The following is a 23,268-nucleotide window of genomic DNA, read 5'->3' on the forward strand; positions in this document are numbered from 1 at the left end:
CTGCCGAAGGCTGCGACAAGGTCCGCAGGACCTTCCGAGGCCCTCAAGAGCGGCGTCTCCTTCGGAGCCGTTCGCAGCCTTCGGCAGCGGCTACACAGTGGATTCAGGATCCGCTTTCAGCAGCTGACAGTACGCCTCAGCCCTGCCACTTGCCGCCTTCGACGATCACGCTCTCAGGCGGGGTGTCGTCGCTCAGTTCCTTGCGCACGTACTGGTCATACAGCTTGAGCAGGTATTTTTCTTCGCCGAGCTTGGCCAGTTCGGCATTCACCCAATCCCGCAGTTCGATATTGCCCTTCTTCACCGCCGGGGCAATCGGCGCCTGTTCGCCCAGGGTCTGCGGCAATACACGGTAGCCCGGGTTCTGCTTGGACCAGCTGAACAGGATCAGGTTGTCCTGGGCATAGGCGTCGCCACGGCCATTGGCCAGGGCTTGCAGGGACTCAGTGTTCTTCTCGAACTTGAGCAGCTTCCAGTCCGGGTGGTTCTGGGTCAGCCAGATGTCCGCGGTGGTGCCGGTGGTAACGATGGTGGTGCGGCTTGCCAGGTCATCCAGGCTCTTCACCGGGCTGCCTTCGGGCACCAGGGCCTGCACCGCCACCTTGAGGTTGGGGTTGGTGAATTCCACCGCCTGCTTGCGCTCCGGGGTCACGGTCATGTTGGCCAGGATCAGGTCGACCTTGTCGCTTTGCAGGAAGGGAATGCGGCTGGCCGGTTCCACGGCGACGAACTCCACCTTGTTCTCGTCCCCCAGCAGGTCCTTGGCGAACTGGCGGCCGATGTCGGTATCGAAGCCCACGTAGCGCCCGGTTTCATCGACGAAACCGAACGGCGGCTTGTCGGTGAACACGCCGACGATCAGCTTGTCCCGGGCCTTGATCTTGTCCAGATAGCCGGGCGCCGGCGCGGCGCTGGCAGCGGTGGCCGCGGGCTTGGGCGCCTCGGCCGCTTTATCGCAGCCGGCCAGCAGGGCCAGACCGAACAGCGGCAGTAACAACAACGAAGACTTGGCAGTTTTCATAAGAGCTCCAGTTCCTTTTTGGGGGCTTTCTTGGGCAGTGCTGCAACGAAGGAGAACTTCTCCAGGAACTGCTGCGCGCGTGCGCTCTGCGGGTTCGTGAAGAAAACCTCGGGGGTGTTGTGTTCCACGATGCGCCCGCCATCCATGAACACGATGCGGTCGGCCACGGCCCGGGCGAAGGCCATTTCATGGGTGACGATCAACAGGGTCATACCGTCCCGGGCCAGGCCCTGGATCACCTGCAGCACTTCCTTGACCATCTCCGGATCAAGGGCCGCGGTGACCTCGTCGAACAGCATCACCTGGGGGTTCATGCACAACGAACGGACGATGGCGATGCGTTGCTGCTGGCCGCCGGACAGCTGCCGCGGAAAGGCCTCGCGCTTGTCCAACAGGCCCACCCGTTCCAGCAGCGCCTCGGCCTGGGCCCGGGCTTCCCGGGGCTCGCGCTTTTGCACCTTGAGCGGCCCGAGGAGGAGGTTGTCCAGCACGTTCATGTGGGGAAACAGGTGATAGCTCTGGAACACCATGCCGATCTGCTGGCGCACCTGGCGCCAATCGGTGTCGGGGCTGAGCAGCTCGCGCCCGGCGAAACGCAGGTGGCCGCTGTGGGCGCTTTCCAGGCCGTTGAGGCAGCGCAGCAGAGTGCTCTTGCCACAGCCGCTGGGGCCGAGGATGACGATCACCTCCCCTGCCGCCACGCTGAGGTCGACCTCCTTGAGCACCTGCTGCGGGCCAAAGAATTTGTTGAAACCCTGGAACTCGATCAATGCGCTCATGCTTGCGTCCAGCGCCGTTCCAGCACGCGGGAGGCGGCCGACAACGGGTAGCAGATAAAGAAGAAAAACAGGAACAGCACGCCGTAGATCAGCACCGATTCATAGGTGCGCTCGATGATCTGCTGGCCGACCTTGATCACGTCCACCACGCCGATCAGCACCGCCAGGGAACTGGTCTTGATGATTCGCGTGTAGACGTTGATGGTCGGCGGCGTCATGCGTTTCAGCGCCTGGGGCAGCAGCACGTAGTCGTACAACTGGGCAGCGGAAAGACCGATGGACAGGCCTGCTTCCCGCTGGCCCCGGGGCAGGGATTGCAGGGCCCCGCGCACCACCTCGCCGACCTCGCTGGCGCCCCACAGCGACAGCACCAGCACCGCGCAGGTGAAGCTGGGAATGCTGAGGCCGAAGAAGATCGGAAAGCCGAAGAACAGCAGGTACAGCCAGACCAGCACCGGAATCGCCCGGAACAGCTCCAGGTAGATCCGCAGCGGCACGTCCAGCACCTTGCGCTGCAAGCTGCGCAGCACGCCGTAGAGCACCCCGCCCAGGGTGCTGAAGGCAATGCTCAGCAGGGAAATCGACAAGGTCTGCGCAGCGCCCCGGGCCAGTTGCGGCAAGGACACCAGCAACAGCTCAAGACCCGAACTGGCCATGTTGCAGCCTCCTTTCCAGACGGCTGAGCAACAGTGACAACGGCAGGAACAACAGCACGCAGATCAGCGTCAGCACCGCGAGCATTTCGTAGGTCTTGTAGTACAGGGCGATGTAGCTCTTGGTGGTGTAGAGAATTTCCGGCACCGCCACCGCCGAGACCACAGTGGTTTCCTTGAGCAGGAAAATGAAATTGGCGAACAGCGACGGCAGGCTGAGGATCCCGGCCTGGGGCAGGATCACGTAGCGCAGCAACTGCCACTGCGACAGGCCGATGGAGCGCCCCGATTCCAGCTGCGCCTGGGGCACTGCATCCACGCCGGCGCGCAGCACTTCGGTGAGGTAGGCGCCGCCCAGGAAGGTCATGGTGATGATCGCCGCAGTGAAGCCGGAGACCTTGATCCCCAGGGCCGGCAAGGCGAAGTAGACGAAGAACAGCTGGATCAGCAGCGGTGTGTTGCGCGCCAGTTCCACGTACAGGCCGATCAGCCGGTGCAGGTAAGGGGTGCGAAACACCAGGACAGTGGCGTTGATCAGGGCCACCAGCAGCGAGGTGCCAATGGCGATCAGGCCGACCTGCAGGGTCACCCCCACGGCTTTGAGAAAGGCCGGCAGGGTGCTGAGGATAAAAGCGTAATCGAGGGTCATGAATCATCCTGAACGCCGCTGGGGTACAGCGGCGGTGGCGCAGTCCGTGGGGCAGTGGGTAACCGCCCGGCTGCCGCGACTTTATAGCTATAAAAAGCAGAATTTAAATACCGTTAAGGCATATTGATATCACCCAAAAACCTAACCCGCGGATTTGCCGGGCTGGCGCCGAGCTACTACCTTTTCTGCCGGGCCTGCCGGGTTCTTTCGCGCTCGTACAGCCCCACCGGACGCTGCACTTCTCAAGGACGACCGCCATGGCCGATGCAAAGACCCCGCAACCGCTGGACCCCCATGAACTGATGAAATGGCTGGCAGCCCTGCGCCGCGCCACCCAACCCAGCGCCTAAAGCGCTCCGCTTCAAGGGCTGACTTGCGCAGGAGCTGGCTTGTGTAGCAGCTGGCTTGCCAGCGAAGGCGCCCGCAAGGGCGATGCAAGGCTCAAGGGCCTCTTCGCCGCCCGGCCGGCTCCTAGGGCTTTTGCGGGGGCAATAAAAAACGCCGACGCTGTCATAGCCGTCGGCGTTCAAACCTGAAGGGGTTTATCGCGTCAGTAGCCTAGTTCATCAGAACGCTGGCAATACCGCGCCGTTGTATTTCTTCTCGATAAAGGCTTTCACCTCGGGGCTGGTCAGGGCCTTGGCCAGCTTCTGGATCGCCGCGCTGTCCTTGTTGTCCGGACGCGCCACCAGGTAGTTCACGTAAGGCGAATCGGCGCCTTCGATCACCAGCGCATCCTTGGCCGGGTTCAGGCCCGCTTCCAGGGCGTAGTTGGTGTTGATCATGTCCAGGTCAACCTGATCCAGGACCCGCGGCAGCATGGCCGACTCCAGTTCCTTGAACTTGAAGTTGTGCGGGTTCTTGGCGATGTCCTTGGGCGTGGACACGGCGTTTTTCGGGTCCTTGAGCTCGATCAGGCCGGCCTTCTGCAGCAGGATCAGGGCCCGGCCGCTGTTGCTGCCTTCGTTGGGGATGGCGATGGTCGCGCCGTCTTTGAGCTCGGCCAGGGACTTGACCTTCTTCGAGTAGCCGCCGAAGGGTTCGACGTGCACACCGATCACGGTTTCCAGGTGAGTGCCCTTGCCCTCGTTGAAGTTCTTCAGGTACGGCAGGGTCTGGAAGTAGTTGGCGTCCAGACGCTTCTGATCGACCTGCACGTTGGGTTGCACGTAGTCGGTGAACACCTTGATTTCCAGGTCCACGCCTTCCTTGGCCAGGGTGGGCTTGATCAGCTCAAGGATCTCGGCGTGTGGCACCGGGGTCGCGGCAACCACCAGCTTCTCGCCGGCCTGGGCAATACCGGCGCTCAGGGCTGCCGCCAGTGCGGTGAACAACAGAACTTTTTTCATGCGATGTCCTTAGGTGTCGGGATCGACGACGGCTTCAAATAGGAGGCTGATTGCGGTGCCAGTGAAGTGCCACTGCTGGCGTGAAGCGGACAATACCGAGATTTTTTATTCCCGAACAATATCTTTTATTCACGTTCATATTCCATTTTGTTCATACAGCCAGACAGCCCGCCAACGCGCCCCACCGCCCCCTGTAGCCGCTGCCGCAGGCTGCGAACGACGACGCAGTCGGCGCCGGGGCCATCGGAGCTCTCCAGCAGGATCGAGGGGAACGGTTTGGCGTCTGCTGCGCAGCCGGTCGCAGCCTGCGGCAGCGGCTACACCGCCAGCAGGCGCTTGAGGGCCTGGCGCTCTGCGGGGGTGCCGGATTCGCTGATGTGTCGCAGCAGCTGCTCGATCTGCTCCAGCGGCGAAGGGGTCGGCGGCAGGTTGAGGTGCTCGGGAAGAATCTCCTCGCCACTGCTCACCAGCAGGGCAAAGTGAATGACGTTCTCCAGCTCGCGGGTATTGCCCGGCCAGCTGTGGCGCTCCAGGGCCTGTTGCGCGGCTTCGCTGATCAGCGGCACCGGCAGGTCCAGGCGCTGGCTGTAGATCCCCAGGAAGTACTCGGCCAGGGACTCGATGTCCCCGACCCGCTCGCGCAGCGCCGGCAACTCCAGCTGGCCTTCGCTGAGGTAGCGATACAGGCGCTCATGGAACTTGCCCGCCGCCACCGCCTGGGCCAGGTCGATGCTGGTGGCCGCCACCAGGCGCACGTCCACCGGACTTGGCTGCTGGGCGCCGACCCGGGTCACTTCGTGGTTCTCCAGGGCCGCCAGCAGCTTGGTCTGGATCGGCAGCGGCAGGTCGCCGATCTCGTCCAGGTACAGGGTCCCGCCATTGGCCGAACCGAACCAGCCGGCGCGGCTGCTGGCCGAGCCGCTGAAACTGCCGGCGGCGTAGCCGAACAGTTCGGCGTCGGCGTAGGTGGGGCTGATGGCGCCGCAGTTGACCGAGACAAACAGGCCACTGCGGTCGCTGGCGCGATGGATGTGTCGGGCCAGCAGTTCCTTGCCGGTGCCGGTTTCACCACGGATCAGCACCGACACCGCACGCGGTGCCAGTTGCTCCAGCTCTTCGCGCAGTTGCCGCGAACGCGGGTCGACGAATACCAACGCCTTGGCGCGGATGCTCAGGGGGCTTTTTTCTGCATCGGGAAAGGTCAGCAACGGCTGGCCGAAAGGGGTATGAGGACTCATGGCAGACTCCCGCCCCAGGCCGCCTGGGGACGGGGGCGCTTAAACAGGAAAAGGATGATCAGGCACGACGCCGCGCGTGTTGCTCCACGCGGTTCTGCAGACGGTAGAGATAGGCAAAGCCCTGCTCCCAGCGCTGGTGGCCGGACTTGACGTTGATATGCCCGGCACCGGCCAGGATCCCGGCTTCGGCGCCCCAGTCGCGGGCCAGCTCCAGGGCACGCGGCGCGCTGACCGCGCTGTCGTTGTCCGAGCTGACCACCTGGCTGGGGAACGGCAGCAGGTCCCGAGGAATGGGCGCGAAATTGCGCAACGCCGGGGCACAGGCCGGACGCTCGACATCCGCCGGCGCCACCAACAGCGCCCCGCGCACCTGGCGCAGCGCGGCTACGGGCGCGCGAGCCGCCCAGTGGGCCACGGTGATGCAACCCAGGCTGTGGGCAATCAGGATCACCGGCGTGTCGTCGGCGGCGATGGCTTCGGCCAGGGCCGCCACCCAGTCTTCGCGACGCGGCGTCAGCCAATCGGCCTGCTCCACCCGCGCACTGTTGGGCAGGCTGTTCTGCCAATGGGTTTGCCAATGATCTTCTGGCGATCCTTGCCAGCCCGGCACAATCAAGTAGCGAATGGATGCGTTGCGCATGGGGAACTCTCCTGCTGCGTGTCTGTTCCCGGACGAGTATAGGGAGGGGATTTATATTCGTTAAGGAATAAGAAGCTATTTATTAATACCTTAAATGAATATAAAAACATCCCCTGCCCTCCGTAGGAGCCGGCTTGCCGGCGAAGAGGCCATCAGCTCTTGCGCAACCTTGAGGACGCCTTCGCTGGCAAGCCAGCTCCTACAGTTGGCACGATTGCGGGGGTGTTCTTGCCGGCGAAGGGGATAACGGGAGGGCGATTGCGGTGGGGGGCTTTGCGGGGGCTTTTTCGCCAGGCAAAAAAAAGGCCGCACCCTGCCAAGGAGACGGCCTGAAAAGTCGTGGCTTTGTTGCTCGGTGTCAGCGCGCGGTAATCACCGACAGCTTGGTGATGCCCGCACGCTCGATGGACGCCATGGCCCGGGCCACTTCGCCGTAGTTGACGCCATCGTCGGCCTGCAGCTGGACCCGCACTTGCGGGTCCTTGGCCTTGGCCGCTTGCAAGTTGGTTTCCAGCAGGTCCGGCTGGATCTGGTCCTTGTTGATAAAGAGTTTGCCGGCGCCGTCGATGCTCACCACCAGCGGGTCCTTCTGCTCCACCGGGGCCACGGCCTCGGTCTTGGGCAGGTTGATCGGGATGGCGTTGGTCAGCAGCGGCGCGGTGACGATGAACACCACCAGCAGCACCAGCATCACGTCCACCAATGGCGTGACGTTGATCTCGCTCAGCACTTCATCGCTGTCTTGGGTGGAGAAGGCCATATCAGGACGCCTCCTTGACTTTCTGTTGGCTGCCCTGGGCCGCAGCCTTGTGCAGGCTCGGGTGGATCAGCACGCGGAACGAGTTCTTCTGCGCCAGGCTGTAGAAGTCGTGGGCGAAGTCGTCCAGATCCGCTGCGGTGAGCTTCAGGCGCCGCAGGAAGTAGTTGTAAACCAGCACCGCCGGCACCGCGACGGCGATCCCCACGCCGGTGGCGACCAAGGCCGCGCCGATGGGCCCGGCCACGGTTTCCAGGCTCGCCGAGCCCGCCGCGCTGATGCCTTTCAATGCTTCCATGATCCCCCACACGGTGCCGAACAGGCCGATGAAGGGCGAGGTGCTGCCGATACTGGCAACCACTGCCAGGCCGGTTTCCAGGGAGCGGCGCTCGCGCACGATCTGCTGGCGCAGGGCACGTTCGAGACGGTCCTGGTGGTTGATTGCCTGGCTCAGGTCCGCCGCATGGGGCGCCTCGCCAACCTGGATCGCCGCATAGCCGGGCTGGGTTTCACTCAACGGGGCGGCGGAGTCGAGGCTGGACGCCGCCCAGAACTGATTGTGGAACTTGCGATCCTGGGACTTGAGGCGGGCGAACTGCACGCCCTTGACCAGGGCCAGGCCCCAGGTGGCGACGGAGAAAACCACCAACAGCCAGATCACCGCGCTTTCGATGGATTCCAGTGGAGATGCCAGTAACGTCATGATGTGTTCCCTCTGTGTAAGCGTTTAGCGCGTGTTGGTTGATCGGCCTTGCGGCTCAATGAATCTTGAAGTCGATGGGTACGCTGACCCAGCCGTCCTGGGCCACGTCGCCCTGCTTGGCCGGGACGAAACTCCAGCGCTTGACCGCGGCCAGGGCCGCATCGTCGAGCTGCTGGCGACCGCTGCTCTTCTGGATCTGGATCTCCCCCGGCTTGCCGCTGGCCAGTACGTGCACCCGCAGCAGCACCGTGCCTTCCCAACCGCGACGCTGGGCCAGTGACGGGTATTCCGGCGCCGGGTTCTTCAGGTACGCGGCGCTGGCCGAAGCCGGGGTCACGGGGGCCGGAGCCGGTGGCGCGGGCGGTGCCGGAGCGGCTACCGGAGCGGCCGGCTGCGGCGGTGCCGGCGTCTGCTGTACCGGCTTGGGCGCAGGCTTCGGCTCAGGTTTGGGTACCGGTTTGGGCTTGGGTTTAGGCACCGGCTTGGGCGGTGGCGGCTTGACCGCCAGCTCGTCCTCCACCGGCGGTGGTGGCTCCACCACCGGCTGTACCGGCACAGGCGGAGGCGGCTCCACTGCAGGCGGCGCCGGGTGCGAGAATTCGATGGTCATGGGCGGAATCTCCGGCGGCACGATCGGCAGCACCGGAGTCGGTTTCTGGCTCAGCCAGTAGATCACCGCCGCATGCAGCAGCAGCGCCGCCGCGCCAAGGATGAATGCCTCCCGGCGGCGCAAAATTCCCTTGGGCGTGCGTTGCAGACGCAATTGGCCCAGCGGCGAGCGGTGAGGCCGGCCGAGGTCGACCAACTCGCCGCTCGGTGCCTGGCGCCACAGCACCTCGTGTGCACTGGCGGCGGTCTGGACATTGCCCATGGATTCACTCCCTACGATCTTTTGAAAAACCCGGCACCGGCGTTTGAACACCCCCCACGCAACGGTGCCGCGGGGCCAATGATCAGCGCCCCGCGCTTATCTCTTAAAGTAATCTTTCAAGTTATAGATAGACCGAAACGGAATATTGAATTCACCCGGAACAGCTCAGGCCCCGTGATTCAAGGGCTGTAGCCAAGAGATAAAAACGCCATGCCTTGCAGGCATTGAAAATATTCCCGCAAAGCATCGAAACAGGCCTGTTAGTGCAGAAAAACAATAGAACCCCATTGCACTCGAAACCAACTTCAGCGCCCATATACTTAATTAACTTTACAAGCGGACACGACAAAGCCGCTGAACCGGCACGCCACCTTATATAAGGCAGCGCGTATTCAGCGGCTGTTTATTATCGAGCGGGTTATTGCTTGACGAACTCACCGCTCAGGCCGACCACATCGCCGCTGAAGTTGCTGCGGGCACCGGAGGCACGCAACCGGGAATAGTTGTGATCGGGTGAAAACAGCGCCCAGGCCTGGTAGCCGTAGCCATCGTTGTCGCCGGATACATTGATGATGGTCGGCTGCCCGGTGCTGTTCTGGAAGTGGTAATGCCCGGCGACGCTGTACTTGACCCCGGCCTGGGTCAACTCACCGCTGAACGAACCGTTGGAGTCGTTGCCGTCGGTCACGACCAGACGGGCGTCAGCGTTGGAGTTTACATAGGTGCCATTGATGCTCGACATATGCGGGTTTCCTTATGCGGTTGAATGTTTCGTCCAATGAAGCAAGTTCCTCCTGGAACTCACAAATCCAGCATGGTCGGCGTTTATAACTCTGTCCAAAACAAACTTGCGCAACAACTAATTAAATAGCTATAGCCTGCAATCGACCCTCTATAAGTTATGACCGAAACAACAGCACTTATAACTTCCCGGTGTTTTCAACTTGCGGCTTGACGCTGGCCACTGCGCGCAACTGCTCCTGTAACGCCTTGCCGGCCCGACTCAGGCCACTGCCGGCGTACAACGCCAGGCGCACGCCCTGGATATCCGGCAAACCGCTGGCGGCATCGAGCATCCGATGCCCCTTGCCCAGCACCCGCACCGGCAACAGGCTGATGCCCAATCCCGCCGCCACTGCCGAACAGACACTGGCCAGGCTGGCGCTGGAATAGGCGATGCGCCACGGCCAGCCGCCGACTTCCAGGTGGTGGAGCATTTCCTGGCGATACAAACCGCCCACCGGGAACGCCACCAGCGGCAGTGGATCACGACCCAAGGCCGGCTGGCGCAGACTGTCGACCCAGCACAAAGGCTCGGGCCAGGATTCCACGCAGTCGTCGCTGTGGCCCATCTGCTTGACCAGCAGCAAGTCGAACTCGCCACGACGGAACTGACGCAGCAACTCCGGCCCCAGACCACTGGTGACTTCCAGGCGCACCGCCGGATAGTCGCGGCCAAAGCGCGAGAGCATCGGCATCAGGCGCTCGGCGGCAAAATCTTCCGGCACGCCCAGGCGCAGCACCTCCTCGCCGCGCTGGTTGACCAGCACATCGCAGGCCTCTTCATGCAGCGCCAGAATGCGCCGGGCATAAGCCAGCAGGCGCTCGCCCTCCACCGTGGCCACCACCCGGCGCTGGTCGCGGTCAAGCAACTGGCAGCCCAGGCTCTCTTCCAGACGTCGAACCTGCTGACTCACCGTGGACTGGGTCAAGTGCAGGCGCTCGGCGGCGCGGGTGAAGTTCTGGCTGTCGGCTACGGCGACAAAACTGCGGAGCAACACGGGATCGAGCATCTTGACCTACCATCCTCAACGCCACTGATTGGCATGGTTATATTTAATTTCAGAATACCAGGGCCGCTCAGCATACTTTCCCCTCTGCAATCGGGACCCGCCGTTGCGAGGCAACTTCAGAACGTGCCGATCCCCCCTCTTGCTCGGAAACCTTGATGAACGACGATCAACACTACCTGCACCGGGCCGTTGAACTGGCCCGGCGCAATGTCGAACAGGGCGGCCGCCCGTTCGGCGCGCTGCTGGTGCGCAACGGCCGGGTGCTGGCCGAGGCGGTGAATGAAATCCACCTCAGCCAGGACCCCACCGCCCACGCCGAGATGCTGGCGATCCGCAGCGCCAGCCGGCAACTGGGCCCGCGCCTGGACGACTGCGTGATCTACGCCAGCGGCCAGCCGTGCCCCATGTGCCTGGCCGCCATGTACCTGTGCGGCGTGTCCCGCGCGGTGTTCGCCGCCAGCAATGAACAAGCAGAGCCGTTCGGCCTGTCTACAGCAGCCATCTACCAACAGCTGAGCAAGCCCCTGGAAGCCCAGCGCCTGCCGCTGCTGCACCTGCCCCAGGCGGCCATGACCGCCCTGTACCAGGACTGGCAGGCGCGTCATGCCGCGAACTGAATCGGCCTTCAACACCTTCGCCGGCTGGGCGCTGCTGGTGTGCCTGGGCCTGAACCTGCGGCCGATCCTCAGCTCGGTCAGCCCGCTGCTCAACGAGATCCGCGGCGCCACCGGCATGAGCTTCCAGAGCAGCGCCTGGCTCACCAGCCTGCCGGTGATCTGCATGGGCCTGGTGGCTCTGCTGGGGGTACGGATCGAAGCCCGCCTGGGCGAGCGCCGGGGTGTGTCCCTGGGTTTGCTGCTGGTGCTGCTGGCCTGCCTGGTGCGGCTGTTCTTCGGCCAGGCCGCGGCCTTGCTCGCCACCGCCCTGCTCGGCGGCGCCGGAGTGGCCCTGATCCAGGCCCTGGTGCCGGCGCTGATCAAGCGCCAGTTTCAACAGCGCGTGGCCCTGGCCATGGGCGTCTACTCGGCGTCGCTGATGGGCGGTGGAGGCATCGCCGCCCTGCTCAGCCCGCAGCTGGCCAGCCACTTCGCCAACTGGCAAGTGGGGCTGGGCATCTGGGTGCTGCCGGCCATGGCCGCCCTGCTGCTGTGGCTGTGCCTGCCCCTGGGCGCCGGACGCCGCAACGGCCCCCCGGCGCCCCGGGCCGGGCTCTGGAACAACCGCCGCGCCTGGCTGCTGGCGCTGTATTTCGGCCTGGTGAACTGCGGCTACATGAGCATGGTGGCGTGGCTGCCGGCCTACTACCTGCAGCTGGGCTGGAGTGCTACCCAGAGCGGCTCGCTGCTGGCCTTCATGACGATTTTCCAAGTCAGCGCCGCCCTGCTGATGCCCACCCTGGCCCAGCGCAGCAGCGACCGCCGCCCACTGCTGGGCATCAGCCTCGCGGCCCAGGCCGCAGGTTTTCTCGGACTGGTGCTGTGGCCTTTGCAGAGCCCGCACCTGTGGGTGGCGCTGATCGGCTTCGGCCTCGGCGCGTGCTTTGCCCTGAGCCTGATCCTGACCCTGGATCACCGTCGTGATCCCCGGGAAGCCGGGCAACTGGCGGCTTTTGTCCAGGGCGTGGGTTTTCTGATCAACGCCGTCTCGCCGTGGCTCAGCGGCTGGCTGCGGCAAGTCACCGGCAGCTTTGTCAGCGCCTGGTGGGTGTTGATCGTGGGTGTCCTGGCGATGCTGCTGTTGACGCGAATCTTCAGCCCGGCCAGCTATCGGGCCCGGGCCACTGTCGGCACTGTCGCGCCAGCGACCTGAGCGCGACCGTCAATCGATGCCGCCTGCGAGGGCTCGCAGGCGGACAAGCGTCAAGGTACGGATCAGCCCTCGATCCGCCACTGCAATGCATCCAGCACATCGCAGCCGTCCTGCAGCAGCAGATGGGCGGCATTGGCCACATGGCTCAGGTCCTGATCGGCAACACCCTTGATGCTCAGGCAGTTGAGACTGTGCATCAGATCGCGAGTGGCCTTGATCCGCTGCACAGCGCAGCCATAGAGATCGGCCGGAGGGGCGGCAGGGTTGAGGTAGAGCACCGGGGTGGGGGTGAGATTGCTTTGTAGCGGGGTGAACTCAGACATGGATAACACTCCTTAGCCGAACGAGACCATCATGAAAATCAGGAACTGCCCCAACGTCTGATGGGCAGTTGATGCGTCCATTATTTGTTTTCGACCGGCTAAGATCGGTCACCGATGCGTCGGTGACAGGCCGGACTATAGGCAGGAGGTCCTGGCGGAACAATCGCCGAAGTATTGCCATTCCCTTCCATCGACCCCAAGTAGAATCCCCTCTCGATACCCAGAACACAGGAACCGCAATGGACGCCGACACCCTCAGCCGCTGGGTAAAGAGCCTCGGGCTCAGCTATGCAGAACTGATCGCCCAGGGAGAGCGCATCGAGCGCCCGACGGGCAAGATCTACGATGAATTCGATTGGCTGACCGTGGTCGTCGAGCCCGGCCTGATGCTGGACTTCTGGGAAGACAGCCTGGCCCTGGAAAAGTTACTGATCGAACTCATGCCCCTGGAACAGGGGCGCTCGTTCTACAGCGGCGAACTGCCCGCCCCGTTCTCACGCAGCATGACCCACGCCGATATTCGCGAGCTGCTGGGCACGCCCCTGCGCTCGGGGGAACGCAGGCCATCAGCCGATGGGCAATGCATGCTCAACGCCTGGGAGAGCTACCGCCTGCCGGAGCACCTGCATCCCAGTGCGCGGGTTGGATTCGTCTATAACGCCGACATGCAGATCAAGGTCCTGTCGTTTGACTTGCTGGAGCCGCAGCGCGACTGATTCGACTGCACAGAGTGGCTCTTTAGGATTCGCGGCGATCCGCCAGGCATCAGAGGACCGGCGCGAGATCGCCAAGCAAGGCCCTGCGGTCCTTTTCGCAGCCTCGCAGGCTCGGCAGCGGCTACAGGGAACGTGGCTACCGGTAGGCCGCCGCAACGCACGGCCCGGCTACAAAGCCATTAGCCAAAGGTTTTCATAAAGGGCTCGGCACATTGCCGGATCGCCGCGACGACATGCGGTGCCCGTTCGCCCCATTCGGCCGATCGGCTCAACACCCGCTCCAGTGCGTCCAACTGCCCGCGAATAACCTCTTGCGGACGAGCCACATCACAGACCTTGGCAAACTCCAGCAACCCCTGCCGCGAAGCAAACAGGGACTTGTTGCCCAGCAGATCCAGGGCCAGCACGTCCTGCGGGATGTAGGCCGTGGTGTTGACGATGTCGTAGGCCGGCGCTAGCCGTGCATCGCGCTGGCCAGGATCGGAATACAACAGCCCGAAGTTCTTCAGGTGGGCATCGCCATTCCCCACGATGCAGCTCAGGCTGACCATGGCAAACAACTGCGCCAGTGAACCCGGCACCTGCTCAGGCGGGCAGAACAGGCGAACGGCCTTGGCAATGGCCGAATAGCTCTTGCTGTATTTCTGCTCCGCACCCAGCCCCATCAACGCCGCCATGTCTTCAAACCCCAGGCAACCGAGTTGCTCGTCCCGGTCGAAGCGGCGCATGACGAACAGTTTGGCGTTATCGGAGAGGTAAAACTCGGGCACCGCCATCCCCGCCTCCCTGGCCACCGACATGCACAGGAACTCGTTGATCGCCAATCCCGGAAACTCGTCCCGGCCGCTCTTGATGATCAACTCTGAGGTGTTCGAGGTAAAACGCTGCGACGCGGCGTCATGCCGCTCCGGCACCATGACCTTGGGCTGCACGCCGGATATCCCGGCACGCAGGATGTAGCGGTCCACCAGGTCGGCAAAAATGTCCTCGGCGCCATCCCAAGCGAGGATTTCTTCAAGTTTTTCCCCGGGAAACTGCTGTCGCTGCAACAGCCCATCGACTTCGGGCGAGCTCACCGCGACCCGCCCGATCGGCGCGCTGCTGCCGGACAGCGCCAGCAGCAACATCGGGTCGACCTTCACCACCTTGGCCAGGCGGTTGCGCAGTTGCTCCAGCACATAACCTTCGGGCAGGTTCATCTGGAAGATCGGGTGCAACTCCCGATAACGGTAGTCATCCAACCGCACGGGCATCAGCAGACTGATTGCCGCCGGTGCCCGGGCATCATCGTGATAGCGAAACAGATAATCGCCAGCGCCACGGTGGATTTTCCCGCTCTCACCGGCCGGGGTGGCTACCTGCAGCACCGTGGCCATCAGTCGAACACTCCCTGGATCTCGTCCAATGTGGGCATCGCGGCAGGCACCAGGGTGAATTCACAGTCCAGGGCTCCCAGCACCCGCGCATAGGCCGCCATGCCCACCGACAAGTCGCCCCGCTCGATGGCGATGACCTTCTGCCGGGTCACGCCGGCCAAGGCGGCCAGGCTGGCTTGGGTCAGGCCACGATGCAGACGACGCTGGCGAACCTGCTCGCCAAGGCGCGCGGTGATAAGAAGGTAGTCCATGTTCTATATACGCAACAAAATTGATTGAATGTAACGTATACCTAACATGGCGAAAAATCAAAGGGACGCTGTGGGGGCTCACACTCCGTGGCGGCGGGTGAAAGGCTTCGATAGTGGGTATGTACTCCCTGACTGTCGCAGGCACAGGTCTTGCGGCCGCTACGCGCCCGAGCGGGAGCAAGCTCCCTCGCCACAACATCATTCCAGGCGACTAGACGAGAACAATCCTAGAGAAATAAATTATTGTAATTCGATAATTATTTATCAATAATTCGCCACCCCCCAAGTTTTGCAAGGAATAACGCATGCACTCCCAAATCAACGGCTCGGCCCAATACCGCTTACGACGGGTCGGCCTGCTGGCCGCGATCCTGGCCTGGGTCATGGGTGTAGTCGAGGTCGGTGGCAATGCCGGAATGTGGATCTACAACAAGGACCAGGTCCTGGGCGCCCTGCTCAGCGTCTTCGCCGACCACTCGCCCCGCCTGCTGGAAGCCGATTTCAAACTCTCCTCCGCAAGCTTCGCCCTGCTGGTGATCCTCGACTTCCTGCCGCTGCTGCTGTCGAGCTTCGCCCTGTACCTGACCGGGGTGTTCTTCCTGCGCCTGTCGCGCGGCGAAACCTGGAGCGATCGCAACATCCGCATCCTCTGGCGCGTGGGCATGCTGTGGATCGTCGCCCCGGCCACCTTCCCGATGATGGAAACCCTGCAAGGCCTGGCCCTGTCCCTCGACCTGCCGCCCGGCCAGCGCATTCTGCAGATCTCCGCGGGCTTCTCGTCCTACGCGGCCTATGAGGTGGTCAAAGGAATCTTGCTCTGCTCGTTTTCCATTATCATGCGCGACGCCAAAGTCCTCAGTGATGAGCACAGTCACTACATATAGAACAATGAGATGACCATTATCGTTCGGCTTGACGTTGTCATGGCTAAAAACAAGATTCGCTCCAAAGAGTTGGCCGCCATCCTGGGCATTACCGAGGCGAATCTGTCGTTGCTGAAAAATGGCAAGGTCAAGGGGATGAAAATCGAGACCCTGGACAAACTCTGCGCTGCACTCGACTGCCAACCCGGCGACCTGCTGGAGTATCAGGCCAGCGAGCCTGCGTAACCCCCCGCGTTTGTTCGAACCGAGTCTCGATCGTTAAAGCCTTATCCATTCCTCACGTTGCACATTGGCTTATTCATGACTCGCTACCTGCTCTGCCCGCTGCTTTTGCTCGCCTGTCTTTTGACCGGCTGCGCCAACAAACTCGAAGTGGCCATCGACGCCACCCCGGCCCAAGACTATTACTTCGACCCCAAGGCGCCAGTGCTGGTGACCGTCAACAGCGCCAAGGACGCCCAGGGCCTCAAGGCCAGCTACTACCTGCGCGACATGGTCGCCGCCCTGCACGGCATGGGTTTTACCCAGGTGTATACCGAGTCGTCGCTGCCGAGAAACCACCCGCCGTTTCGCATGAACATTGCCCTGGACGTGGGCAGTAAAAAGACCAGCTACCGCTACACCGCCACCGACTACGGCCAGGTGCCCAGCAGCACTAAAACCACGTGCATGCCCGGCAAGAACCAACAGACCGTGTGCACCAGCACCCCAACGATGTCCTACCGTGCCATCGGTTCCTCGGAGCGCACCGGCTACACCACCCTGTCGACCTTCAATATCAAGGCCCAGGACGAACAGAGCCGGCGCACGGTATTCCTGCTGCGGGCCTCGTCCTACAACGAGGATTGCCAGGACGCCAAGGTCGAGGATTTCCTGGTGCAGGAAAGCCTGGACAACCTGGACTTCCGCAACCGCGTGCAGCGCAAATACACGGTCACCCTGCCCGAAGGCCACAGCTGCAACTAAGCGCCTACCGCGCACCAGGCGACACGCTTACAATCGCCCCTCGCCGCCCGCCCGATCCCCCTCGCGCGGGCGCAGCCCCCTCAACGACAAGGCGCAGGTCGAACATGCCCCTGGATTGGACTGCCTGGGAAATCGAACCCGGATCGGCGGTGGACGAACAGCTGATCGCCCAGGTGCAGCAACGCCTCGGCGTCGAGTTTCCGGCGCTGTACCTGGAGCTGGTGCAATACGCCGCGGCCGCCACCCCGGGGATCGGCACCTTCCCCTATGGCAACGGCTACACCTGCATCAGCGAGTTCTTCGAGTTCGGCCTGAGCAACCAGCCCTGGACCCTGCTCTGGTACGCCAGCCCTGGCCGCGTGCCGGGGCTCGCCGCAGGCTGCCTGCCGATTGCCCGGGATGCCGGCGGCCTGCTGATCTGCCTGGACTTCAACAGCCCGGGCGTGGCGGTGGAAATCTTTGACCCCGAGAGCGCCAGGCGCTACCCGGTGGCGGCCGACTTCAAGGCCTTTGTCGAGCTGTGGCAGCCATGAACACAGCGCGCAAATGGATAGTCGTGCCCACCAGCAAGGCCGCCATGCAGCGCCTGGATCTGGACCAGTGCCTGCCGGGCGACCTGGAGGAACTGGCCCTGTCCCCGGAGCAGTGGGCGCTGCTGTCGCGCAGCGACCTGCTGCCCAGCTTGAACCGCGCCCTGGGCAGTCTGATCGACGACTACGAAGACGCCTCGATCCAGGGCCAGGCCGCCCTGGCCACGGCCCTGTCGATCCTGATGCAGGCCGCGACGCCCGGGGATGAACTTATCCACAGGCTGATCGCCCTGAATCGACTGGCCCTGGAACGCGACACCGGCCTGTTTTTCTACTTCTGAGGCACTGCCCAGGTCTGCTCCCGCACCTCATTGTGTGGCGAGGGCGCTTGCTCCCGTCAGGGCGCCAGCCCGACCTGGCAGGCGCCATGGCACGGCCTTACGCTCAGATCCCCGCGCTGGCACTGGCCTGTTTCAGCCCGGACTCCGGCACGCTCACCGCGGTTTCCGAGCGCGGCGTGCCCTGGGGCACCCAGTCGTAGCTCACCGGCAAGGCGCGGTACACCCAGTTGCTGATGGCCTCGCTGCCCGGCGCCTTGCCCAGATAGGGGCTGACGTATTCCCAGACGATTTCACCGCCGGCGGTGACCTGGAAGAAGCGCCCGTTCATGCCCTCGTCGATCAGCGTATTGCCGTTGGGCAAACGCCGCGCACTGCTGATGAACGAGCTGTAGAAGGCCCAGCCCGGCTGCCGGGAACTGGCGGCGCTGTACTGCCAGACGATCTGGTTCTTGATCGGGTCGATCTCCAGCACCCGGGAGCCGGCGATCAGCCCCAGCGGCACCGAGGGGTAACCGGCCGTGCCCTGGTTGTCGAACACCAGCAGGTGCCCGGCCCCCGGCAAGCCGGCGGGAATGATGTGGGCGTCATGCTGGCCGACGAACTGGTCCACCGGGCGTGGCACCTTGGCGGCGGTCTTGGGGTTGATCGGCAACAGGTTCGGCCCCAGGCGCCAGACCACCTTGCCGCTGTGCTTGTCGAGGATGGCGATGAAGTTGGCGTTGCGCGAGTCGATCAGCAGGTTGTCCGGGGCGAAGCGTTTATCCCCGGCGTCGAACCACGGGTTGGGGCCGACCACGCTGAGGTTGTTGATGTGCAGGTAATCCGGGTTGTCGGTGCCGTACACCAGCTTCAGTTGCGCCGGGGTGAAGCCGAACTCCTTGAGGTGTTCGGAGGCCAGCCACTGCCATTTGACCTGGCCCTCGGGGCTGACTTCATAGATCGCATCGTCGATCACCTGGGGCACCTTGAACCCCGCCACCTGGTGCACCTTGTTGGCCAGCACCAGGGTGTTGCCGTTGCTCAGGCGGCGCTGGTCATGATGCTGCTGGGCGGCGCCGCCCGGGGCCTGGTCGCCCCACTGCCAGACGAGGTTGCCGTTCCAGTCCAGCTCGCCGACGCTCTGGTTGCCCAGGCCGTTGCCCGCCGAACCCAAGGGCCCGGGCTCCTTGTCCTTGAGCTGCAACAGCACCCGGCCACGCTCGCCGTTCACCAGTTGCGGGTCGATGATGGCCGAGGGAAAACCGGCCTGGGGCCAGTGCTTCACCTCGTTGCCGTTCATGTCGATCAGGTGCGTCTGCTTATCGGCGCCGCTGAAGATCACGTACTGGTTATAGGCCCTGGCCGGGTCGTAGCGGGTCACGCCGGTGGGGTAGACGCTGGGCGCGGCCTGCACCGCCGAGGCCAGCAGGGCGGTGGACAGCAGCAGGGGCAACGCGGTGGTGAGGCGCAACATGACAAGCACTCCTGTTCAAGTCGAAAGGCGCCGGCGAACCCGGCGCAAGGTGCGAAAAGCCGAGCATCAGAAGTCGTAGCGACCGGTCACGCCGAGGGTTCGCGGGGTGCCCAGCAAGCCTTCGTAACCGCCGTTGCCGGCGGTCCAGAGGGTGGTGTAGTAGGTCTTGTCGAAGGCGTTCTTCAGCCACAGCGAAACGTCCCACTGGCCCTGTTCGTAGTTGCCGCGCAGGCCAGTGGACAGGTTGACCACGGCGTAGCTGGGGATCTGCCCGTAGTCGGAATCCTCCACGGTGCCCACCGCCTTGGAACGGAAGGCGTAGCTGGCGGTGACGTACTCTTCCAGGCCATTGTCCAGGTTCCACTTGTATTCGCCGTTGGCGTTGCCGATCCATTTCGAGGCGCCCACCACCTGGTGGCCACTGAGATCGCAGGAGGCTGGAGCACCGGGGCGCAGGCTGACTTCCGGCGGGCACGGCGCGTCCTTGTAGGACAGGTAGCGCACGTCGTTATAGGAACCGTTGAGGTTCAGGGTCAGGCCGCGAATCGGCACCAGGGTGCTTTCCACTTCCACCCCGCGTGAGCGCACCGAACCGGCGTTGGTCAGGTACTGCACGCGGTTGGCATTGTCGTAGGCGTTGGTCTGGTAGCCGTTGACCTGGGTCCAGAACAGGTTGGCGTTGAGTTGCAGGCGACGGTCCCACAGGGTGCTCTTGAACCCCAGCTCGGCGTTGTTGGCGCGCTCGGTGCCGATCAGCAGCGAGTCGGCCCCGGCGGTCGGCGCCGAGCCCACCGCCAGGTTGACCCCGCCGGACTTCTCGCCGTGGGACAGGGTGGCGTAGCCCAGCAGGTCATCGGTGAAGCGATAGCTGAGGTTGAGCAGGCCCGAAGGGCTGGTGCTGTACTGGTTGAGGTCGCCGGAATCATAGGCCCCGGCACGACCGCGACGGGCATTGGCGGCGGCACCGGCCACCGCCGCGCCACCCAGCGGCGCGTTGCGGCTGACCCAGGCGCTTTTTTCCTCGTAGGTGCCGCGCAGCCCGGCGGTGAAATCCAGGCGCTCGGTCAGGTGCCAGGTGCCCTGGGCGAACAGGGCGAAGCTGTTGGTCTGGATATGCCCGTTGCCGAGGCTGGTGACGTTGCTCAGGGCGCCGGCCGGGGTGCCGTTCCAGATGTCCGCCTGGGGCCCGTAATAGGCGAAGGATTTGTTGTCCAGGTCGGAGCCGAAGTAGTAGGCGCCCAGCACGTAGTCGAAGAAGCCGCCGGTGGGCGAGGCCAGACGGAATTCCTGGGACCACTGCTTGTCCTCCACCGACACCCCGGCGTTGTAGCTGGCCGGCACGTTGAGGCCGTCGTCGTTGCGCGGGGTGAAATTCCACCAGCGGTAGGCGCTGACCGAGGTCAGGGTGAAGTCGCTGGGCAGGGTCCAGTTGGCCTCAAGCGAAGTGCCGCCCTGGAACACCGTCACGTGCTGGTCGTTGTCCAGGTTGACCTTGCGCTGCGAGCCGTTGACCAGGGTCGCACCGGCCGCCGCCGCGCGGGACTCGTAGACGTTGTTGCCGTTGATGGTCGGCCCGGTGCTGTACAGCACCCGGGTGCCGGCGCTGGAGTCCTCTTCGTTGTAGTCGCCGATCCAGCGCAGGTTGAAGCGCTCGTTGGGCTTGTACAGCAACTGCCCGCGAAAGCCCTGGCGGGAACCGCCATTGAGGTCATGGCCGTCGAATTCATTCTTGATATCGCCGTCGCTGCGGGTGCGGTAGGCGGAAAAACGCCCGGCCAGCTCATCTGTCAGCGGCCCGGAAATGGTGCCCTTGGTCTGGAAGTAGCCGTCCTCGCCGAGGGAGGTTTCGATGCTGCGCTCCGGGGTGAAGCTCGGCGCCCGGGTGCTGATGTTGATCACCCCGGCGGTGGTGTTCTTGCCGAACAGGGTGCCCTGGGGACCGCGCAGCACTTCCAGCTGTTCGATGTCCATCAGGTCGAACACCGCCATCCCCGGCCGTCCCAGGTAGACGTTGTCGAGGTACAGCCCGACGCTGCCTTCCAGGCCGTCGCTGGCCGGGTTGTTGCCCAGGCCACGGATCGACACGCTGGACTGGCGCGCATGCATGTAGGCGACGTTGACGCTGGGCACCAGTTGCTGCAGATCCTGAATGCGATAGACCCGCTGGCTCTCCAGGGCTTGCCCGCCCACCACGCTCATGGGCGTGGGCACGTTCTGCGAGCTTTCCTCGCGGCGGCGGGCGGTGACGGTCACCGTCTGCAACTGGCCACCATCGGCCTTGGCCTTGCTGGCGCTGCTCTTGGCCGGCGTGGTGTCTGGCGCCGGAGCGTCTTCGGCCCAGGTCGGCGTCCAGCTCGCGCTGCCGGCCAGCAACAGCGCCAGGGGCAGGCGCTTGAGCCGCCGGGGCGAGAGGGGTGAAGCGAGGGACAACGGGCTCATGGGCGGCTCCTGGTCAGAAAATATACAGCCTCGTATATTCCTTAAAGTTATTTATTTATGTTTTTAAAAAGATTTACTGCATAAGAGATTGCCTTTATAAGGAGTCGACCTAATGCATAGCCAATGCATTTCCCCGATATTTTTTATGTGAAAAATGCATATCGACCTGCGCCAGCTCCGCCACTTCATCGCCCTCGCCGAGCAGCGCAGCTTTGTCGCGGCCGCGGCGGCGGTGAACCTTTCGCAATCGGCCTTCAGCCGCAGCATCCAGGCCCTGGAACACAGCGTCGGCTGCCAGCTGGTGGATCGCGGGCGCAAGGACCTGGCGCCAACCAAGCAGGGCCAGTTGCTGCTGGAGCACGCGCGGCGGCTGGTCAGCGGCGCCCAGCAGATGGCCAACGAGATCAGCCAGTTCAATGGCCTGGAGGCGGGGGAGTTGCGTTTCGGCTGCGGCCCGGCGCCGGCCTCGGGGTTGATCCCGCGGGCCATCGGCAGCTTCATCGGGCGTTATCCCAAGGCCCGGGTGCAGTTCCAGGTGGATGACTGGCAAAGCCTGAGCAAGCGCCTGCTCAGCGAAGAGTTCGAATTCTTCGTCGCCGACACCCGGCACTTCGAGGCCGACCCGGATTACCTGACCCAGCGCCTGCGTCCGCGCAAATGGCATTTCTGCTGCCGCGCCGGGCACCCCCTGGCCCAGCGCGACAGCGTCAGCGCCAGCGAACTGATGAGCTACCCGCTGGCGGTGACCATCCGCCCGCCGAACCTGCGCAAGGTCATCGTCGACCTGAGCGGCAAACCGGACTTCACCCCCAATGTGGAATGCGAAAACAGCTACAGCCTGCTGGGGGTGGTGCTGCGCTCGGACGCCATCGGCATCATCGGTTCCTACAGCGACGCCTTGCACAACGCCAAGGGCAAACTGGTGTGCCTGAAGATCGACGGCCTGGCCGACGACCTGGAAGAGCTCTACACCCGCTACGGCATCGTCAGCCGCGCCGGCTACCGCCTGTCGCCCCTGGCGGCGGCGATGATCGAAGAGATCAAGGCCATAGACGAACAGGACGAGGACGTGTGCAGCCTGGACAAGCTCGCCGTCTGATGGGTTTCAGGACTGTCTTCGAATGTGAAGAGCAGGGAAATTGCAGGCGTATGCTGATAAACACCAGCTGAAGGCAGCGTGAGAAGAAATGACGGCGTGATGAAATACTCGCGAAAGCTTTGATTAACGGGCCGTAACAAGCCACGCCATTGCTTGAGGCCTTTGCATGCTGACTATCTTTGGGTGAGCGTCTATAGCTCGCAGTAGTTGTTTAAGCTTTTGCTTGATGTCCGCAAGTTCGACCTTGGGCTGGTGTGCGGCAGGCTGTTCGATGTGAACGACCACATGCAACCTGTGACAATTGAGAACGGCTTGGCTCAGCGCCCGCTCATGCTCCAAGGTATTGCCATTCAGACGGGCCGGCAGCAAAGCTGCCAAAGTGCAAAACACCTTGTTGGCAATCGCTTCGGGTAAGGCCGATGGCTTGAGCGCCCGAGGGTGACGATAATCTTTGACCTCGATGAAAAAGGCTATTTGATCCGGGGACAGCGCCAGGATATCTACAGCTTGAATATCATTGCGCTGCCTAACGAAATGATTGCGATAGAAACCCCAGTCATCGAACTTGCTGGCTTGCCAATGGGCCGGAAACGTAAAGGTCAGCCTCTCAATCTGCAAAACCGACATG

The 23,268-nt window shown here is 63.3% G+C and carries 27 protein-coding genes; 9 read left to right on the forward strand and 18 right to left on the reverse strand.

Annotation, left to right across the window (positions count from 1 at the left end; translation table 11 throughout):
* Nucleotides 1-136 precede the first annotated feature (136 nt).
* The 12 genes from GGI48_RS13710 to GGI48_RS13765 form a co-directional block, all read right to left on the reverse strand.
* Nucleotides 137-1,021: a transporter substrate-binding domain-containing protein gene (locus GGI48_RS13710; protein ID WP_179598739.1), complete on the reverse strand. Its 885-nt coding sequence runs from the start codon at nucleotides 1,019-1,021 to the stop codon at nucleotides 137-139.
* Nucleotides 1,018-1,800 carry an amino acid ABC transporter ATP-binding protein gene (locus GGI48_RS13715; RefSeq protein WP_179598741.1) on the reverse strand — a complete coding sequence of 261 codons (783 nt, stop codon included), beginning with the start codon at nucleotides 1,798-1,800 and terminating at the stop codon, nucleotides 1,018-1,020. The genes GGI48_RS13710 and GGI48_RS13715 overlap by 4 nt, the downstream gene beginning before the upstream one ends.
* Nucleotides 1,797-2,456 (reverse strand): amino acid ABC transporter permease, encoded by a 660-nt coding sequence (locus GGI48_RS13720; RefSeq protein ID WP_179598743.1) that lies wholly within the window; start codon nucleotides 2,454-2,456, stop codon nucleotides 1,797-1,799. Before GGI48_RS13720 ends, GGI48_RS13715 begins: the two co-directional genes overlap by 4 nt.
* A complete protein-coding gene (locus tag GGI48_RS13725; protein ID WP_016962816.1) occupies nucleotides 2,437-3,102 on the reverse strand; it encodes an amino acid ABC transporter permease in 666 nt (221 codons plus the stop codon). Before GGI48_RS13725 ends, GGI48_RS13720 begins: the two co-directional genes overlap by 20 nt.
* 566 nt (nucleotides 3,103-3,668) lie before the next feature.
* Nucleotides 3,669-4,451, reverse strand: a complete 783-nt coding sequence (locus GGI48_RS13730; RefSeq protein ID WP_016962818.1) for a MetQ/NlpA family ABC transporter substrate-binding protein — start codon at nucleotides 4,449-4,451, stop codon at nucleotides 3,669-3,671.
* Between the two features lie 317 nt (nucleotides 4,452-4,768).
* Nucleotides 4,769-5,689 (reverse strand): sigma 54-interacting transcriptional regulator, encoded by a 921-nt coding sequence (locus GGI48_RS13735; RefSeq protein ID WP_179598745.1) that lies wholly within the window; start codon nucleotides 5,687-5,689, stop codon nucleotides 4,769-4,771.
* 58 nt (nucleotides 5,690-5,747) lie between these two features.
* The gene (locus tag GGI48_RS13740; protein WP_047300912.1) at nucleotides 5,748-6,329 is read right to left on the reverse strand and encodes an alpha/beta hydrolase; all 582 of its coding nucleotides are present in this window, start codon (nucleotides 6,327-6,329) and stop codon (nucleotides 5,748-5,750) included.
* Nucleotides 6,330-6,687: 358 nt separating this feature from the next.
* On the reverse strand, nucleotides 6,688-7,089 hold the full coding sequence (locus GGI48_RS13745; protein ID WP_016963808.1) for an ExbD/TolR family protein: 402 nt from the start codon (nucleotides 7,087-7,089) through the stop codon (nucleotides 6,688-6,690).
* A 1-nt stretch (nucleotide 7,090) separates the two neighbouring features.
* The gene (locus tag GGI48_RS13750) at nucleotides 7,091-7,789 is read right to left on the reverse strand and encodes a MotA/TolQ/ExbB proton channel family protein (RefSeq protein ID WP_179598747.1); all 699 of its coding nucleotides are present in this window, start codon (nucleotides 7,787-7,789) and stop codon (nucleotides 7,091-7,093) included.
* Nucleotides 7,790-7,844: 55 nt separating this feature from the next.
* Nucleotides 7,845-8,660, reverse strand: coding sequence for an energy transducer TonB (locus tag GGI48_RS13755; protein ID WP_179598749.1), 816 nt, complete (start codon nucleotides 8,658-8,660; stop codon nucleotides 7,845-7,847).
* Between the two features lie 418 nt (nucleotides 8,661-9,078).
* On the reverse strand, nucleotides 9,079-9,402 hold the full coding sequence (locus tag GGI48_RS13760) for a hypothetical protein (protein WP_179598751.1): 324 nt from the start codon (nucleotides 9,400-9,402) through the stop codon (nucleotides 9,079-9,081).
* A 178-nt stretch (nucleotides 9,403-9,580) separates the two neighbouring features.
* On the reverse strand, nucleotides 9,581-10,453 hold the full coding sequence (locus tag GGI48_RS13765; RefSeq protein WP_179598753.1) for a LysR substrate-binding domain-containing protein: 873 nt from the start codon (nucleotides 10,451-10,453) through the stop codon (nucleotides 9,581-9,583).
* A 155-nt stretch (nucleotides 10,454-10,608) separates the two neighbouring features.
* Between GGI48_RS13765 and GGI48_RS13770 the strand changes: the two genes are divergently transcribed.
* Together GGI48_RS13770 and GGI48_RS13775 are read left to right on the forward strand one after the other, a co-directional pair.
* Nucleotides 10,609-11,070, forward strand: coding sequence for a nucleoside deaminase (locus GGI48_RS13770; RefSeq protein ID WP_179598755.1), 462 nt, complete (start codon nucleotides 10,609-10,611; stop codon nucleotides 11,068-11,070).
* Complete coding sequence (locus GGI48_RS13775) at nucleotides 11,057-12,262, forward strand: CynX/NimT family MFS transporter (RefSeq protein WP_179598758.1); 1,206 nt, start codon at nucleotides 11,057-11,059, stop codon at nucleotides 12,260-12,262. The genes GGI48_RS13770 and GGI48_RS13775 overlap by 14 nt, the downstream gene beginning before the upstream one ends.
* A 62-nt stretch (nucleotides 12,263-12,324) precedes the next feature.
* Here the strand turns inward: GGI48_RS13775 and GGI48_RS13780 are convergent, their stop codons facing one another.
* Nucleotides 12,325-12,585 carry a hypothetical protein gene (locus GGI48_RS13780; protein WP_060836990.1) on the reverse strand — a complete coding sequence of 87 codons (261 nt, stop codon included), beginning with the start codon at nucleotides 12,583-12,585 and terminating at the stop codon, nucleotides 12,325-12,327.
* A gap of 239 nt (nucleotides 12,586-12,824) precedes the next feature.
* Here GGI48_RS13780 and GGI48_RS13785 point away from each other — a divergent pair, with 239 nt between their 5' ends.
* Nucleotides 12,825-13,301 (forward strand): DUF6392 family protein, encoded by a 477-nt coding sequence (locus tag GGI48_RS13785; protein WP_179598760.1) that lies wholly within the window; start codon nucleotides 12,825-12,827, stop codon nucleotides 13,299-13,301.
* 179 nt (nucleotides 13,302-13,480) lie between these two features.
* On the opposite strand, the gene GGI48_RS13790 is transcribed toward GGI48_RS13785, so the two are convergent.
* On the reverse strand, nucleotides 13,481-14,677 hold the full coding sequence (locus GGI48_RS13790) for a type II toxin-antitoxin system HipA family toxin (protein WP_179598762.1): 1,197 nt from the start codon (nucleotides 14,675-14,677) through the stop codon (nucleotides 13,481-13,483).
* Nucleotides 14,677-14,928, reverse strand: coding sequence for a helix-turn-helix transcriptional regulator (locus GGI48_RS13795; RefSeq protein WP_016963101.1), 252 nt, complete (start codon nucleotides 14,926-14,928; stop codon nucleotides 14,677-14,679). Before GGI48_RS13795 ends, GGI48_RS13790 begins: the two co-directional genes overlap by 1 nt.
* A 305-nt stretch (nucleotides 14,929-15,233) precedes the next feature.
* On the opposite strand from GGI48_RS13795, the gene GGI48_RS13800 reads away from it, so the two are divergent.
* The 5 genes from GGI48_RS13800 to GGI48_RS13820 all read left to right on the forward strand — a co-directional run bounded on the left by GGI48_RS13800 (nucleotide 15,234) and on the right by GGI48_RS13820 (nucleotide 17,649).
* Nucleotides 15,234-15,812 carry a hypothetical protein gene (locus tag GGI48_RS13800; RefSeq protein WP_016963102.1) on the forward strand — a complete coding sequence of 193 codons (579 nt, stop codon included), beginning with the start codon at nucleotides 15,234-15,236 and terminating at the stop codon, nucleotides 15,810-15,812.
* Between the two features lie 9 nt (nucleotides 15,813-15,821).
* A complete protein-coding gene (locus GGI48_RS13805) occupies nucleotides 15,822-16,037 on the forward strand; it encodes a helix-turn-helix domain-containing protein (protein WP_016963103.1) in 216 nt (71 codons plus the stop codon).
* 75 nt (nucleotides 16,038-16,112) lie between these two features.
* Entirely contained in the window at nucleotides 16,113-16,778 is a 666-nt protein-coding gene (locus tag GGI48_RS13810; protein ID WP_179598763.1) for a hypothetical protein, read from the forward strand.
* Nucleotides 16,779-16,882: 104 nt separating this feature from the next.
* A complete protein-coding gene (locus GGI48_RS13815; protein WP_179598765.1) occupies nucleotides 16,883-17,311 on the forward strand; it encodes an SMI1/KNR4 family protein in 429 nt (142 codons plus the stop codon).
* Complete coding sequence (locus tag GGI48_RS13820; RefSeq protein ID WP_179598767.1) at nucleotides 17,308-17,649, forward strand: hypothetical protein; 342 nt, start codon at nucleotides 17,308-17,310, stop codon at nucleotides 17,647-17,649. The genes GGI48_RS13815 and GGI48_RS13820 overlap by 4 nt, the downstream gene beginning before the upstream one ends.
* Before the next feature lie 103 nt (nucleotides 17,650-17,752).
* On the opposite strand, the gene GGI48_RS13825 is transcribed toward GGI48_RS13820, so the two are convergent.
* Together GGI48_RS13825 and GGI48_RS13830 are read right to left on the reverse strand one after the other, a co-directional pair.
* Entirely contained in the window at nucleotides 17,753-19,102 is a 1,350-nt protein-coding gene (locus GGI48_RS13825) for an aryl-sulfate sulfotransferase (protein ID WP_179598769.1), read from the reverse strand.
* A gap of 66 nt (nucleotides 19,103-19,168) precedes the next feature.
* Nucleotides 19,169-21,541 carry a TonB-dependent receptor gene (locus GGI48_RS13830; protein ID WP_179598771.1) on the reverse strand — a complete coding sequence of 791 codons (2,373 nt, stop codon included), beginning with the start codon at nucleotides 21,539-21,541 and terminating at the stop codon, nucleotides 19,169-19,171.
* A gap of 154 nt (nucleotides 21,542-21,695) precedes the next feature.
* On the opposite strand from GGI48_RS13830, the gene GGI48_RS13835 reads away from it, so the two are divergent.
* Nucleotides 21,696-22,640: a LysR family transcriptional regulator gene (locus tag GGI48_RS13835; RefSeq protein WP_179598773.1), complete on the forward strand. Its 945-nt coding sequence runs from the start codon at nucleotides 21,696-21,698 to the stop codon at nucleotides 22,638-22,640.
* Between the two features lie 123 nt (nucleotides 22,641-22,763).
* Here the strand turns inward: GGI48_RS13835 and GGI48_RS13840 are convergent, their stop codons facing one another.
* The gene (locus tag GGI48_RS13840) at nucleotides 22,764-23,267 is read right to left on the reverse strand and encodes a hypothetical protein (protein WP_016964870.1); all 504 of its coding nucleotides are present in this window, start codon (nucleotides 23,265-23,267) and stop codon (nucleotides 22,764-22,766) included.
* Nucleotide 23,268: the final 1 nt, after the last annotated feature.

The organism is Pseudomonas protegens (genome assembly GCF_013407925.2).
GTDB classification, from domain to species: domain Bacteria; phylum Pseudomonadota; class Gammaproteobacteria; order Pseudomonadales; family Pseudomonadaceae; genus Aquipseudomonas; species Aquipseudomonas fluorescens_AP.